This window comes from Shewanella sp. SM101, assembly GCF_025654465.1.
Classification (GTDB): domain Bacteria; phylum Pseudomonadota; class Gammaproteobacteria; order Enterobacterales; family Shewanellaceae; genus Shewanella; species Shewanella oncorhynchi.
Genome location: NZ_JAKKRH010000007.1, coordinates 101095 through 116542 on the forward strand (window position 1 = coordinate 101095; position 15448 = coordinate 116542).

Genomic DNA, 15448 nt, shown 5'->3' on the forward strand with positions numbered 1-15448 from the left:
CTTATTCACACTGCATAATTCGATATTTCTCGTTTTTCTCTTTATCTTTTGCAATTTCGACTCATCCATTAAGCGATTCTTGCGATCAACGGTATGGTTTACGCTAAATTTGAGCATAAAAAAAGCACCGGTAATAACCAGTGCTTTTTTGTACGTAACGCTATGCAGATTTAATGCTGTTAGCCTTTAGCTGCGTCGTTCTGTGCGGCTTGAATTGCCGTTAGGGCGATAGTGTAGACGATGTCATCGACTAACGCGCCGCGAGACAAGTCGTTCACAGGTTTGCGCATACCTTGCAGCATAGGACCAATACTGATCAGATCGGCGCTTCGCTGTACGGCCTTGTAAGTCGTGTTGCCTGTATTAAGGTCTGGGAACACGAAAACGGTAGCTTGACCAGCGACAGGGCTATTAGGTGCCTTAGAGCGTGCAACGTTTGGCATAACCGCCGCATCGTATTGCAATGGACCATCAATAATCAGATCTGGGCGTTTTTCTTTGGCAATACGGGTTGCTTCACGCACTTTATCCACATCAGAACCTGTACCTGAGTTGCCAGTTGAGTAGCTGATCATTGCCACTCTTGGCTCGATACCGAAGGCTTTTGCTGATTCTGCCGATTGGATGGCGATATCAGCTAACTGCTCAGCATTGGGATCTGGGTTAATCGCACAGTCACCGTAAACAAGCACTTGATCTGGCATCAGCATAAAGAAGATGGATGAAACTAAGCTTGAGCCCGGTGCCGTTTTGATCAATTGCAGTGGTGGGCGAATGGTATTGGCTGTGGTGTTAACCGCACCAGAAACGATACCGTCGACTTCGTTTTGCGCCAGCATCATAGTGCCGAGCACCATGTTGTCTTCTAACTGTTCACGGGCAACGACTTCAGTTAAGCCTTTGCTGCGACGCAGTTCCAACATAGGTTCTACGTAACGATCGCGCACTTCTTCTGGATCGATAATGATCACGCCTTCGCCAAGCACCACATCTTGCTGTGCGGCGATACGCAGGATTTCATCTTTTTTACCTAAAAGCACACAGCGAGCAATACCGCGTTCTGCACAAATGGCCGCCGCTTTAATGGTACGCGGCTCATCACCTTCTGGCAGCACCACAGTCTTGTGGGCGGCGCGCGCTAATTCCGTGAGTTTGTAACGGAAAGCTGGTGGTGACAGGCGATGCTCACGGGGCGAGTTTTTAGTCACGCTTTCAATCCACGTTTGGTCAATGTGGCTGGCCACATAATCCTGCACCAGATCGATACGGACGGCGTCATCAACGGGTACTTCATGGTCGAAACGTTGAATGTTGAGCGAGGTTTGCCAAGTGTTACTGTCGATCAAGAACACAGGTAAACCGGTTTCAAAGGCCTGCTCACACAGCTTAAGAATTTCTGGCTCCGGCTCATAGCTACCGGTCAACAACAGGGCACCAATTTTCACGCCGTTCATGGCCGCAAGACAGGCTGATACGATCACATCTGAGCGGTCGCCTGAGGTTACAAGCAAGGAGTCAGTCTTAATATGAGTGACCATGTTCGGGATACTGCGGGCACAAAACGTTACTTTACGCAGACGGCGGGTATGCATTTCGCCAGCATTCAGAATGCGTGCACTTAAATGTTTCGCTAAATCCGATGCACGAGGTGCAACAAGATCAAGATTGTAGGGCACGCTGCCTAAAATACGCAGTGGGCTCTTACCCGGCAGTTGGAACATGCTGGCCGCATCTGAGCGTTGAACACCTTGGTGATCAAAGACTTCAGATAAGTCAGGGCGCGCGCGACCTTCGTCGTCAACGGGGGCACCAATCTTGTTGATCACAGCACCAATCAGGCGTTTGTTCTTTTTTCCGCCCCAAGAGTTATAGGCGATTTCGAGGCGATTCATTAGCCCTGTGGCCGTATCACTGCCTGGTGTGGCAATAAAAATCACGTCGGCATCCATAGCTTTAGCGATGGCATAGTTCACATCATCGGCGAAGGGATGATTACGCGTTGGCACTAGACCTTCGACAATTAAGGTCTCTGTGTTGCTAGCGCAATCGGCCGCACGGGCAATGATTTGCTCCATTAAGACGTCGATTTGGTCGGCGCGAATTAAGGCTTCGGCATGGGCCATGTCGAAGGGCTCTAAGGGATTTACTGTTGGCGATTTGCTCAGAATAGTGGTTGAGCGTTCTGGGCCATTATCGTTTGGACGAAGCTGAGAAATAGGCTTAAAGAACTGAACCTTAACCCCGTGGCGCTCCAGTGCGCGCACCATCCCAAGGCTTAAGGAGGTCAGGCCGACTCCGGTACCTATGGGGATTAACATAATATTACGAGACATAAAAACCTCTAGTGTCGATGGTTTTTGGCAGAATAGTTTCTGCAAATTTGCTTGTGAGTACGGCTACGTAAGGTATAAAGCCGTTTGGGTGAGCAAACGGCTTAGGTCTTTTTATTTGTTGATAAGTTTAATGGAATCTTCGGCGATAACCCATTCTTCATTCGTTGGGATCACCATGGCAATCGTGCCTTTATCTTGGGTGATGATACCTTTCTTACCGAAACGCGCCGCTTTGTTGCGCTCACTATCGACATGGAAATTGAAGATTTCCAGCATGTTGAGCACTTTTTCACGGATTAAATCTGAGTTTTCACCAATGCCGCCGGTGAAGACGACTGCATCTAAACGGCCCAGTGGCACAGTGTAAGAGGCGATGTACTTGGCTAAGCGGTAGCAGAAGATTTCTAAGGCTAAGGTCGCGCCTTTATGACCGTCTGCGTAACCTTCTTCGATGCCACGGCAATCGTTGGTCAGCTCGGAAATGCCCAGTAGACCACTTTGTTTGTTCATCAGATTATTCACTTCTTCTAAGGTGTAACCCAGTTGATGAACTAAGTGATAGATGATTGAAGGGTCAATATCGCCACAACGTGTGCCCATGACTAAACCTTCTAATGGGGTTAAGCCCATAGAAGTGTCGACACTTTTGCCGCCTTTGATGGCAGTGACTGATGCACCGTTGCCTAAGTGAGCACAGATTACATTCGTTTCTTCAATTGGCTTGTTGAGCATTTTGGCCGCTTCACGGCTAACGAATAAATGACTCGTGCCATGCATGCCATAACGACGGATACCGTGTTCACGGTATAACTTGTAAGGCAGGGCGTAGACATAAGCTCTGTCTGGCATGCTTTGGTGGAAAGCGGTATCAAATACAGCAACCTGTGGCAATTTAGGGAAAGAGGCCATTGCCGCGCGGATGCCGATAAGGTGAGCAGGATTGTGCAGTGGGGCTAATGAAGCACAATCTTCGATACCTTTGATCACGCTCTCATCGATGATCACTGAGCGAGTGAATTTCTCACCACCGTGAACGATACGATGGCCAACGGCTTGAATTTTTGCTGCTAATTCAGGTTGTTCCGCAAGAATTTTATTAACAATGTATTCAACTGCTTCACGGTGAGCCGTAAATGCACCTAAGGCTGCTTCATGTTTTTCGCCGTTGATTTTCCATTTAATGCGAGAGTCTTCTAAACCAAAACATTCGGCTAAGCCAGAAATCTGGTCGTCACCTGTTTGCGCGTCAATGACGGCAAATTTGAGAGAAGAGCTACCGCAATTGAGAACTAAAACCAGTTTATTTGACATGTGTAAACCCTTTGCCATTGTGTTTAATATAACGATTCAAAATAATGAGGAACTGCGGTGTTTTTACCATATCAGTCTTGGGGCGATTCGCCAGATTGTGCTATGGTAAGAGCAGTATTCCATTGTAGTTGGTGTCTAAGATTGAGCATTAAGATCCTCAAAACCTTAGGTGATGGTCATCAGTATATGAAGACTTGGCCTATGGTTAGACAACTGGGTTTTTATTTTCCTGAGTATCGGGTCGTCCGAGCAACTCAGCTTGCCATACTGGTGATGCCAGTGCTGGCGATTTTTGTGAGCATGAGCCAGCTGTATATTCACGGTTGGGCATTTCTGCCCCAAGCTGTCACTCTCGGTTTATTTTTCATCAGCTTACCGTTACAGGGGCTGCTGTGGTTAGGCTGGCGAGCTCGCCATCCATTACCGTTAACGCTGTTCGACTGGATTAACCAGTTGAGTGCGAAGTTGTCATCCATGGGTATCAATTGCCACACGTTAGGCGCTAAGGCCTGTTACCTCGATATGGCACTGATTTTAAAAATAGCCTTTGAGCGTTTAGATGCCAGTTATTGGGAAGAACTTTAGGCCGTTGCCGCGGTTATCCCTTTTGGCTCTTTTGTTACTGTGGATTAATAAATCGCGTTAATCCCTTGCTGGACAAATACCGCTTTGATCTTTTCCATGGTTTCTCGACTCGGGGGGGATATCCCATCGAGTTGATAGCTTTCGCCCATGGCTTCCCACTTATGTTTACCTAATTCGTGATAGGGTAGTAATTCTACCTTTTCAATGTTTTTCATGGGCTTGATAAACTCGGCCAGTTGTAATGCCGATGCTTCATCGTCGGTAAATCCGCCCACTACGACATAACGTATCCACGTCGCTTGATTACGCTCTGCCAAATATTGCGCAAACTGTAATGTTCTATGGTTGCTGACTTTAGTTAACTCAATATGTTTTTCATCGTCCATGTGCTTGATGTCGAGCAGGACCAAGTCAGTATGGTCGAGCAACTCATCAATCACTGGCGTGTACTTACGTACAAAACCATTGGTATCTAAACAGGTATGAATACCTTCTTGCTGACAAGCCGTGAATAATTCGGCGACAAATTCGGCCTGTAAAATGGCTTCACCACCACTGGCCGTAACACCACCATTGCTGGCATCGAGAAAAGGCCGATAGCTGATGATTTGACTCATTAACTCATCGACCAGAACTTCTTTTCCGCCATCAAGATCCCAAGTGTCACGGTTGTGGCAATATTGGCAGCGCATTAAACAGCCCTGCATAAAGGTGATAAACCGTATGCCGGGACCATCTACTGTGCCAAAGGATTCCACCGAGTGGATCCGACCGATAACTGCCATTGTGACTCCTGTTAAAATAAGTGAGGCTGTAGCACAGTGTACTACAGCCTTGACTAATTTAGCTTACAGACCTTTTGTGAACGTACGCGTGATCACATCTTGTTGTTGTTCTGGCGTCAGTGAGTTGAAGCGCACTGCATAGCCAGAAACACGGATGGTCAGCTGTGGATACTTGTCTGGATGCTTAACGGCATCTTCGAGCATCTCGCGGTTCATCACGTTGACGTTCAAGTGTTGGCCACCTTCTTTTTTGTCATTGTGGTCGAAGTATCCGTCCATCAATGCCGCTAAGTTGGTACGGCGAGCATCATCATCTTTACCCAGCGCATTTGGCACGATTGAGAAGGTATAAGAGATACCATCTTGAGCGTGGGCAAATGGGAGTTTTGCCACTGAGGTTAAAGAAGCGATTGCGCCTTTTTCATCACGGCCATGCATAGGGTTTGCACCCGGTGCAAATGGCGCACCTGAACGACGACCATCGGGTGTGTTACCGGTTTTCTTACCATAAACCACGTTTGAGGTGATGGTCAGAATTGACTGCGTTGGGATCGCATTGCGATACATTTTACGGTCACGAATTTTCGCCATAAAACGTTCAACTAAGTCACAGGCGATATCATCTACACGTGGGTCGTTGTTACCAAATTTTGGATAGTCACCGCTGATATCGAAATCAACTGCTATGCCGTTTTCATCACGCACTGGTTTTACGGTGGCGTATTTGATGGCAGACAGTGAGTCGGCTGCGATAGATAAACCCGCAATACCACAAGCCATAGTGCGACGTACGTCTCTGTCGTGCAGCGCCATAAGCGCGGCTTCGTAAGAGTACTTATCATGCATGTAGTGGATTGAGTTCAGTGCAGTGACATATTGAGTCGCTAACCAATCCATTAAACCGTCTAAGCGATTCATCACATCATCAAAGTTGAGCACTTCGTCTGTGATCATGTCTGCTTTAGGGGCAATTTGGATTTTCAGTTTTTCGTCTACGCCGCCGTTAATCGCATACAGCATGGTTTTCGCTAAGTTAGCGCGAGCACCGAAGAACTGCATGTGTTTACCCACAACCATAGGGCTCACACAACAGGCGATTGCATAGTCGTCTGATTGGAAATCTGGACGCATTAAGTCATCGTTTTCGTATTGGATTGAGCTAGTGTCGATAGACACTTTGGCGCAATATTTTTTGAAACCGATTGGCAGTTTATCTGACCATAATACTGTGATGTTTGGCTCTGGACTTGGACCCATAGTGTAAAGGGTGTTCAAGAAACGGAAGCTTGATTTCGTCACTAACGTACGGCCATCTAAGCCCATACCGCCGATTGACTCCGTCGCCCAAATTGGGTCGCCTGAGAACAATTCGTCGTATTCAGGGGTACGTAGGAAACGCACCATACGCAATTTCATCACGAAATGGTCAACCATTTCCTGAGCTTGTTGCTCAGTTAAGGTGCCATTTTTCAGATCACGTTCAATATAGATGTCGAGGAATGAAGAGGTACGACCTAATGACATGGCAGCGCCGTTTTGGCTCTTCACTGCAGCTAAATAGCCGAAGTAAGTCCATTGGATCGCTTCTTGTGCATTGGTCGCTGGACGAGAAATATCGAAGCCATACTTGGCAGCCATTTTCTTCATTTGGCCTAATGCACGGTGTTGCTCGGCAATTTCTTCACGTAATTGGATAACGTTAGATAATTCTTCACCCGCTTCGAACTGCGCTTGCAGTGAGCTAAATTGGGCAAACTTATCTTTCATCAGGTAATCGATACCGTAAAGTGCCACACGGCGATAGTCACCAATGATACGGCCACGGCCATAGGCATCGGGTAATCCCGTTAAAATACCTGATTTACGACAGGCCATAATTTCGGGGGTGTAAACATCGAACACACCTTGGTTATGGGTTTTGCGCAGTTCTGAATAAACGTATTTAACATCTTCATCCAGTACACGATCGTAGGCGGCGCATGAGCTTTCCACCATACGAATACCACCGTTAGGCAACATAGCGCGTTTTAGCGGCGCGTCTGTTTGTAAGCCAACGATAGTTTCTAATTCTTTGTTGATGTATCCAGCGTCGTGGGAAGTGATGGTTGAAACCATCTTAGTGTCGAAATCAACAGGCGCGTGGGTACGGTTTTCCTGTTTGATGCCTTCCATGACTTTATCCCACAATTTTGTGGTCGCTTCGGTGGCACCGGCGAGGAAGGACTCATCGCCTTCAAAAGGCGCGTAGTTTTGTTGGATAAAGTCACGTACATTGACTTCAGATTTCCAATCGCCAGGAGTAAAGCCTTCCCATGCGTTGGCAAACAGTTCAGTTTTGTCGGTCATCGTACTAATACCTTCTGGTTGAGATAAAAGGTTATTGGCGATCAGCGTTAAGCAATGCTGAGTATAAGCCAATAGCTAATTCCTGAAATAAAGCTCCCTTCATGATGACGCCCTATGATGGGAACTGGATTTTGAAGCGCTCGTCACTCCAAAAGTCTGTCTATTGATACCCGATAAGATGACAAATATTCGCTTACTTTGATTATCGGCTACTGATAAATCTTTATAATTGGTAAGACCAATTGTCCATAAGCATATTAACATAGGTCAGTCGCTATCGCATCTTAAACGGCTTGGTTTATGCTCTGTTAATCCCAAATTTGCTAGCTAGGTAGCATTTTTTTACCACAATAGGGAATACGGCACGCTTTTTAACTTGGTGTGACATCTGAACCCCATTATCTCTTAAATCAGCCTGCCTATATTGTTCCCATTTACTGTCCACCTTTAGCGAGGATAAATCTATCCTCGTATAGGCTGATTTTGATTGGTGGAGGTCACGGCTCGATAATGGGAGCTGTCACAGTAGGCGCAGTGGTTATGATATTAAAAATAAGTTTGATGTTAGCTATTTGTATTAATTTATTTTTATTTGCTAACTTAGTGTCGATTTAGGAGACGGCATGTCATAACGCCATCAAATAAAGCATGCAATGCTTAAATCATTCAGGAAGGGTTAAAGAGTGGCTAAATACAGTAGTTTGCTATGATGCAGGCAACTTGTTACTTGCTGTTGGACTAAACTGTAAATGCTAAAGTATCGGTTCAATTTAATGAATACCGAGAGACACGCGTCAAGCTCTTGGTCATTTAATGTGTCATTGCTGAGGTTAACTTGAATCTATAGCGCATTAATTTAAGCGTTAGTTCACTAAATATGAGATGGAAATGTGCAGGATTTGCATCGTATACCATCTTAATTAAGCCACATTCTCGCGATGAAAATTGTGTCACCATGGTAAGACCAATTAACCTTTTGTGTTTTTGGCTTCAAAGTTTTCACATTTTGGGTGTGAATAGCATCACGCTTTAGCAATATCTGCTTCACAGCATAAGCGCGTTGTATGATACAAAGCGAGACTTTAGTGAATCATCATTTAAGCAAATCATTATCTCGGTTTTGATTCGTATTATCTGCGCAATGGCGCTGCTGGAGATACCTATGCTACGCGTTCAAGTTTGTTTATCTGAAGTTGGAGTTATGCAATGAAAAGCCCAAATCCATCGTCATCAGTTCCAACTGTGACAAACAGCGCACATGAAGCGCCACAGGTTTCAGCTCATTTTAGTTGTTACAATCAGGCTGAAATTTACGGGACAAGCAAAGTGGTTAAAGCACCTTGGCAGTCCTTTGGTTTAGCCGTGTTTGCTGGCGCATTTATCGCCTTAGCCTTTGTTTTTTATTTAACCGTAACCACTGGCGCAGGCGATGCGTCTTGGGGTTTAGTTCGTTTCGTTGGCGGAATAGCCTTTAGTTTAGGTTTAATCTTAGTGGTTGTTTGCGGTGGAGAATTGTTCACCAGTTCTGTACTCAGTACCGTCGCCTGGGCACAAAAACAGGTCACTGGCGCTGAATTACTCAAATGTTGGTGCCGCGTGTATGCCGGCAATTTTGTCGGCGCTATGTTGATGGTTTGCTTGATCACTGCCGCAGGTATGTATGAGCTCGATGGTGGTAATTGGGGATTAAATGCCCTTAAAGTGGCACAGCACAAACTGCACCATACTTGGATTCAAGCCTTTAGTTTAGGCATTTTATGTAACATGTTGGTGTGTTTAGGTGTGTGGATGACCTTTGCCAGCCGTGATGTGCTGACTAAATCGTTACTGTTAATTTTACCTGTGGCTATGTTCGTCAGTAGTGGCTTTGAACACAGTATCGCTAACCTGTTTATGGTGCCTATGGGCATGATGATCCAATCAATCGCCAGCCCAGAGTTCTTCGCGTCTTTAGGGGTTACTCAAGCACAATTTGCCGATTTAACCGTGGCAAACTTTATATTCAATAATTTAATACCTGTAACCTTAGGCAATATTGTCGGTGGCGGTGTGATTGTTGGTTTAGGTTATTGGTGGATAGAGCAGGGTAAAGTAACCTTGGCTGAACCACACAAAGCTCATCATGAACACTTTTCTGCACCACATTCACATACTGAAAAACCTCAGCATCAGAGTGAGATTAAGCTGACTAAACATTCCTAAAACGTCTTTAATTATTAGTCTGAAGTGAAAGTGTCCAGCAGGTAGCTGGGCATTTTTATGTCGGTTTACTATGATGTGTAAATAATGAAGTAAATAAAAACGGCATCCGAAGATGCCGTTTTTTGATTAGGTTCTAGTTCTAATTGAGAAATGCGATATTAGAACTTAACTTTGTATCCTGCAAATACTACACGACCTAAGATGTTGTGCGTATCAGTGTCGTATCCAGGGTAACCTAAGCTATAGTTAACTGTTGGCATAGCATCAAATAAGTTACGTGCACCTACAGTGACTTTCCCATAATTGTTGAAGTCATAGTTAAGTGTCATATCCCAAGTTGTAAACGAAGAGAAGTCTTGCTTATTAGTGCCGGCTTCCTGCTGTTGTGGTGTTTCACCATCATAAGAATCAATATATTTAGCGATTAAAGACGCGGAAAAATCGTCAATAGCGTAGCTAAATGTAGTATTGAAACGCAGTGGTGGATAACCTTTAGTTCCTAAAACATCATAGCGTTGAGCAATTGGACTTGCTTGCTCTGAATATTCAAGTGCATATGTACCCTCAACTGCGAACTTCAGCTCACCCATAGTGCCTAGATCGTATTTAGACGTAAAAGAGACATCAAGACCTGAGGTTTGTACGCCATCCATGTTGATGTTGCCAGCACCAATTTCATCGATTGTGCCATCAGCTTTACGTTTTACATAAATGTAGTTTGGATCGTAGGCGCCTAAACCAGCTGTCGCTTCTAAGTCGACAATAGTCTGAGCATCGATATAACTTACTTGGTCAGTGATTTCAATATTGTAGTAATCAACGACAAAATCAATATTTTCGGTGATGTTCCACACTGCACCAAATGAGTATTGAGCTGATTTTTCTGGTTCTAAATCTTTATTACCTGAACTTTTACGTAAATACTGGTTATCTTCACATGCTTTGTTACCTGCTTGTTGATCATCAGGTAAGCTTTGGCACAGAGTTGTATCAGTTATTGAATCATAACTTGTTGCTGGCTCGCCTAGTAAGTCGTCTAAAGACGGTGCTCTAAAGCCTTGTCCATAAGATGCTCTTAATACTAAGTTATCAAGCACTTCATAACGCACGTTAATTGAACTTGATAATTGGCCAACATCAGGAAGACTGTATTGGTCATAACGACTAGCAAGTTTAACGTTTAAATTTTCTAGAACTGGAAGCTCTAATTCAACAAATGCAGCTTTATAGCTTCGGTCACCAGCTGAATCACCACCATAAGTACCTAGTACATTGCCTGCCGCTTGTTGTGCATCACGAGTATCTTTGTACTCCATTTTTTGATATTCAACACCGACGGCATAGCCTAAATCGCCACCAGGTAATGCTATTGGTGCTAAAGCTGCCCAAGATAAACCTGTACCAGTTGTGTTCGATGTCGCTTTACGTGTTGCTGTATGCAAAAATGTATCTAAGGTTGCCTGTGTTGCATTGCCACCTTCCACAAAAGGGTTATACAGTTCTTTATCTACAGCTTCTTGTAACTTATCTTCAAAGACATAAGAGTCCGTTTCGATATTAACGACTTGATCAGAATATTGAACATACCAGCTTAATGAACCAGCATCTAATTCAAGATTCAAGCCAGTAACGATATCGACTACATTTGAGTCGAATTCTGTTTTGCGATCAGCTACACCTTTTAAGCGGTGATAGGCTTGAACCTCTGACGCTTGAGCTGTGCCATATGTTGGATTTAACTTGTTATCAGCAGCCATATATAGATTAGGAGTCCATAATGCTGTTGAAGATGTGGTTGATTTATCACGCATTACAATTGCTTGACCAAACCACTCTAGTTCATCAGTAATGCGATGAGTCATATTTGAAAAAATAGAGTCTTTAGTTTGTTCAGGTAAGTAATCTGTGCCATCAAAATGACTGAATCCACAGGCCGAGCCATCTTTAGTGGTAATAACTCTATCAGCAGGACAGTCTTTACCTGGAACTTGTAATCCTGTGTAAACAGGGTCATCAAATGTTCCATCAGCGCCTTTTCCTGGGCGAGATGCTACAGGACGATATGTTCCTTCTGGAGCATACAAACCACTTCGACCATATTTTTGGTCCCAGTTAGCTGTTATGTGAGGGCGTTGTCCACCTTGCAGAGGGTCAAATGCCTTATGTTCGATAACAACTAAACTACTACCTTTATCATCAGTTTTACCAAATGTAATAGAAGCAGATTTTTCATCACGGCCACCTTGTGTTGGGCTACCGAATTTTGCATCGAATGCTAAGCCATCGAATGTCTTTTTAAGAATGATGTTAATTACACCACCGATAGCGTCAGAACCATAAATAGCTGATGCACCATCACGTAAAATTTCGATACGCTCAATTGCATCCATGGGGATTAAGTTGAGGTTGGTTGAATCACCACCAAATGTTGCGGAAGGAGCGATCCGACGTCCGTTAATTAATGTTAGCGTACGGTTAGAGCCTAATCCGCGCATACCTGAACTTGCATGGTTACTTGCTGAACTTCCAGCGTCACTAATAAAACTTCCCGCAGTGTTAAATGGCATTTGTGCTAATACTGCAGAAACGTCGCTTAAGCCTGTTTTAGCTATATCTTCAGCCGATAAAACCGTAACAGGCAATGCTGATTCCATATCAGTTCTTTGAATACGAGAACCTGTTACTTCAATACGTTCAACTTTTGCACCGTCTTCAGCAGCAAATACTGCTGAAGTTGATAATGCTGCTGTAGCAGCTCCGCTGATTAACGCAAAGCGAACTGCTTTGGCTAATGTAGATTTTGCGCGCATTCTATTCTCCCTTAACATTTGTTTTTTTTGTTTAATTCTTATTTTATTAAAAGTCACTTTTGTAACCAATAAGTGTCACCTTTAATTAGGTTCAAGATATAACCACAAGGAAATAACAAGTGCAACATTATAAATGTTGCTTAAATTGTTTCAAATTTGTAAATTTCTATTCTAAATGTTTTTTTACAAAGGGTTTGTGCATCATTAATGCCGTTAATGATGGCTACTTAGTACTGGTTTTGATGTTTTTTTGTTAAGCCTGTTAATTAAATGTTTATTTATTTTTTATAATTGTTTTCATTTTGTTTTAATTTGCTTTTGGTTAAATCATACTTTTTTATTATTTTTATAGGGAAAATAGGAAATTTTGCTTATTTAGTTAGTCATTCTGTATCTCTTCAGGTTTTCTTGTGCAGCTTAACTTTATATATAGAATTTCATGCTGTTTAAGTTAGATGGCTGATTCTCTTAAATATGCACTTTTTTAGAAGGGCTAGGATAGGTTCGGTTTGAAATTGAACTGATTTTTGAGGGTTTTATTAATATCTTCGTTACTCAAAAAAAGATGAATCTCGATTCATCTTTCTTTGAGTTTTGGTAGGTTATTCCAATTAATGTGTACAGAGCGCATAAAATTGAGAATTAATTTTTACTTGGTTCTATTCTGTTTATTAGCTCTTCCACTTTAAATTGCAGTGGAAAGTAGTGTCCTAAATAACGTAGGGCGACATAGGCAACCACTAAGGTGGCGATTACCAGTTCGAATTCTGCTAAGTATTTTATCCATATCGCTAACTCACCCATGTTATTGAACTGCGTTAACCAAGCTGCGGTTTTAAAGAGGGCGGTTGCACCGATAACCATAGGGAAGGTAAAGGCTGCGTAGCCTGGGCTAAAGGGCAGTTTTAGCAGATGAAAGAAGGCCAAGTAGATGATGCTGGTCATCAGAATGGCGATGCTCAGTAGTAAGGCGACTAAGGGGATCGACGCCTGCTCGCAAACGGTCAGATAACCTGCAAGTGATAAACTGGCGGGAGCTGCGAGAATGGCAATGGTTGGTTTAGCTGCATCAGGTATCGCCTGACAGAAGATGAGGCGATAGAGCATCAAAGGCAGCATGATTAAGTAGGCTAACATTCCAAAAACCAAAATGGCGTTTGCTAACCATTGGTAATCAGATACAGGGAAAGACACCGCCGCGACGATAATACCAATGGGTGGTACGAACCAGCTTGGCACCATGTGCTCGAGTTTAAAATCAATGGCGCGATAGTAGATAAACGCGCTTAGGAAGATCACATGGATACCAATGGCGACTAGCCACAGAGTTAAGCCTGCATGGGGGAAATAATCGCCGAGTGATTTAGACACCACCATCAAGCCCATGGCGAAGGTGGGGATTACACTACCAATCACAGGGTGACTTAGCTCGTCCTTTAAAATATTAGGATGAAGCATGAATTTACCCATGAGCAATAACAGCAACACAGAGGCGATGATGGCGCCTGTGAGTTGTCCTGCGCCATTAAGTGAAGGTGTCATGTTCTCCCATGTCCAACCTAAGCTGGCAATTGCCAATGCCAACCCAGCCATAGGGCTGGGAAGTTTAGCTGCGTGGGATGTCCAGCGTTTGCGTTTTGAAGTCATTTTGAATACCTCTCAATACTGACAATGCTTAACATCGCTTTTTTTGGGGCGCTGTTTTGATGTATTTAGTGTACTGCGGGCATCCATGATAAATAAATTTGATTAATTTTATTCATTGCATAAGTTTTGTTTACTTTGGTGTTGCTATTAAACTTAAGGTTTGAGTTTACAACGCAGTAGCGTGTGCCCTAGGCCAAGATTGTCTGTGTCTTCATCCACATACAGTCCCGCTTGGTGAAGCAGGGCCAATAAATCCTTAGAGTGATACATGCGGCTATTGCCATTGGCCATGGCGCTGAAATAGAGGCTAGTGGCATTTACGCAATAGGCGGAGGCGGCCGATGGCTGTCTATCCCAAAAGGTTTCGACGATAAAGAGTTGGCTGCTTGATGTCATTGCCTTTGCCGTGCGTTGTAAAATGCTCAGGATTTGGCTTTTTGAAAAGCAATCCAAAAATTGACTCATCCAGTAAGTATCGGCGCCTTCGACAAAGGGTAGGGAGTCGTCCAGCAGATCGGTGGCAAAGGTATGCACGCGCGCTGCAAAACCTCGTGCGAGTGCATTTTGTGTGGCTACCTCTAGTTGCCCCGGGAAATCCATAATCGTGACTTCAACGTTTGCGTCATAATCACAGCAGCTCAGTGCCCATTTGCCCGTATTGCCGCCTATATCCACTAAATGGCTTGGCTTATGGGCAAACACTAATGGCAGAAGCTGTGGAAAGGCATGATCCGAATAGTAATGATCGAAGGCAAACCAGCTCTGTTTCGCTTTGGGCGGTAGATCTTTTAAGGCGGGGTAGATGGTATTCCAGTCACCGAACACCTTAAGTCCTGCGGCCTTGCCTTCGAGTAGCGCGGTATCAAGGTTAAAAAGGCCTTGATAGCAAACATCCTGCACAAAGTTAAGGTTGATGGCGGCCATGTCGTCATGCAGTAAAAAGTGCCCAGTTTTGTCGAGCACATAGCCATTTTCATTTTGCCAAACTAAACCCATACTGAGTCCCATATCCAACAATACCCCCAAGGCATATTCACTCAGTGGGGTGGATTGGCTTAACTCGGCTGCAGTGATCCCATGCTCGGCCGCGTTATCTATTTGGGCTAGCACATCGAATTTGAGTAGGCAGTGGGCGACTTGAAAGCTGATGGGGCCAAAGGCAATTTTTTGAGCTTCAAACTTCGCATTGAAGGCGCTGATATTACTTGGTGTTCGGTAAAAAGACATAAAAAGGAATGAATTGGCGAGCGGGTCCGTTCTTTATAACTAAGTTAGCCGTGAAAGCCAGTTGAGATACAAAGAACTATGAGCTGTATCCAAACTTGAGCAGTAACTTGTTTATGCTCTGTAATCGAGATCTAAATAATGGAATGCCATAAATAAAAATACCCAGCAAAAGCTGGGTATTTTAAGGACGATAAAACGTCGT

The 15448-nt window shown here is 44.0% G+C and carries 9 protein-coding genes; 2 read left to right on the plus strand and 7 right to left on the minus strand.

The window, feature by feature from the left end; translation table 11 throughout:
• Nucleotides 1-179 precede the first annotated feature (179 nt).
• Nucleotides 180-2333, minus strand: a complete 2154-nt coding sequence (pta, locus tag L5M38_RS05895; protein WP_028760976.1) for a phosphate acetyltransferase — start codon at nt 2331-2333, stop codon at nt 180-182.
• A 111-nt stretch (nt 2334-2444) separates the two neighbouring features.
• On the minus strand, nt 2445-3644 hold the full coding sequence (ackA, locus tag L5M38_RS05900) for an acetate kinase (protein WP_107948097.1): 1200 nt from the start codon (nt 3642-3644) through the stop codon (nt 2445-2447).
• A gap of 141 nt (nt 3645-3785) precedes the next feature.
• Here ackA and yfbV point away from each other — a divergent pair, with 141 nt between their 5' ends.
• Nucleotides 3786-4229, plus strand: a complete 444-nt coding sequence (yfbV, locus tag L5M38_RS05905; protein WP_081729091.1) for a terminus macrodomain insulation protein YfbV — start codon at nt 3786-3788, stop codon at nt 4227-4229.
• A gap of 44 nt (nt 4230-4273) precedes the next feature.
• On the opposite strand, the gene pflA is transcribed toward yfbV, so the two are convergent.
• Both pflA and pflB read right to left on the minus strand, forming a co-directional pair.
• Entirely contained in the window at nt 4274-5014 is a 741-nt protein-coding gene (gene pflA, locus L5M38_RS05910) for a pyruvate formate lyase 1-activating protein (protein WP_105252135.1), read from the minus strand.
• A 63-nt stretch (nt 5015-5077) separates the two neighbouring features.
• Nucleotides 5078-7360, minus strand: a complete 2283-nt coding sequence (gene pflB / locus L5M38_RS05915) for a formate C-acetyltransferase (protein ID WP_028760972.1) — start codon at nt 7358-7360, stop codon at nt 5078-5080.
• 1206 nt (nt 7361-8566) lie between these two features.
• On the opposite strand from pflB, the gene focA reads away from it, so the two are divergent.
• Nucleotides 8567-9562, plus strand: a complete 996-nt coding sequence (gene focA / locus L5M38_RS05920; RefSeq protein WP_263166051.1) for a formate transporter FocA — start codon at nt 8567-8569, stop codon at nt 9560-9562.
• 158 nt (nt 9563-9720) lie between these two features.
• Here focA and L5M38_RS05925 read toward each other — a convergent pair whose 3' ends face one another.
• The 3 genes from L5M38_RS05925 to L5M38_RS05935 form a co-directional block, all read right to left on the minus strand.
• Nucleotides 9721-12372, minus strand: coding sequence for a TonB-dependent receptor plug domain-containing protein (locus tag L5M38_RS05925; protein ID WP_411569027.1), 2652 nt, complete (start codon nt 12370-12372; stop codon nt 9721-9723).
• Between the two features lie 642 nt (nt 12373-13014).
• Complete coding sequence (locus L5M38_RS05930) at nt 13015-14019, minus strand: TDT family transporter (protein WP_263178555.1); 1005 nt, start codon at nt 14017-14019, stop codon at nt 13015-13017.
• A gap of 153 nt (nt 14020-14172) precedes the next feature.
• Nucleotides 14173-15246, minus strand: a complete 1074-nt coding sequence (locus L5M38_RS05935; protein ID WP_263178556.1) for a methyltransferase — start codon at nt 15244-15246, stop codon at nt 14173-14175.
• Nucleotides 15247-15448 lie beyond the last annotated feature (202 nt).

Excerpts from the sequence above, each read along its gene's own strand:
- L5M38_RS05935 (WP_263178556.1), bottom strand. The coding sequence starts at position 15,246 with ATGTCTTTTTACCGAACACCAAGTAATATCAGCGCCTTCAATGCGAAG.
- focA (WP_263166051.1), top strand. The coding sequence starts at position 8,567 with ATGAAAAGCCCAAATCCATCGTCATCAGTTCCAACTGTGACAAACAGC.
- pta (WP_028760976.1), bottom strand. The coding sequence starts at position 2,333 with ATGTCTCGTAATATTATGTTAATCCCCATAGGTACCGGAGTCGGCCTG.
- L5M38_RS05930 (WP_263178555.1), bottom strand. The coding sequence starts at position 14,019 with ATGACTTCAAAACGCAAACGCTGGACATCCCACGCAGCTAAACTTCCC.
- pflB (WP_028760972.1), bottom strand. The coding sequence starts at position 7,360 with ATGACCGACAAAACTGAACTGTTTGCCAACGCATGGGAAGGCTTTACT.
- pflA (WP_105252135.1), bottom strand. The coding sequence starts at position 5,014 with ATGGCAGTTATCGGTCGGATCCACTCGGTGGAATCCTTTGGCACAGTA.
- L5M38_RS05925 (WP_411569027.1), bottom strand. The coding sequence starts at position 12,372 with ATGCGCGCAAAATCTACATTAGCCAAAGCAGTTCGCTTTGCGTTAATC.
- ackA (WP_107948097.1), bottom strand. The coding sequence starts at position 3,644 with ATGTCAAATAAACTGGTTTTAGTTCTCAATTGCGGTAGCTCTTCTCTC.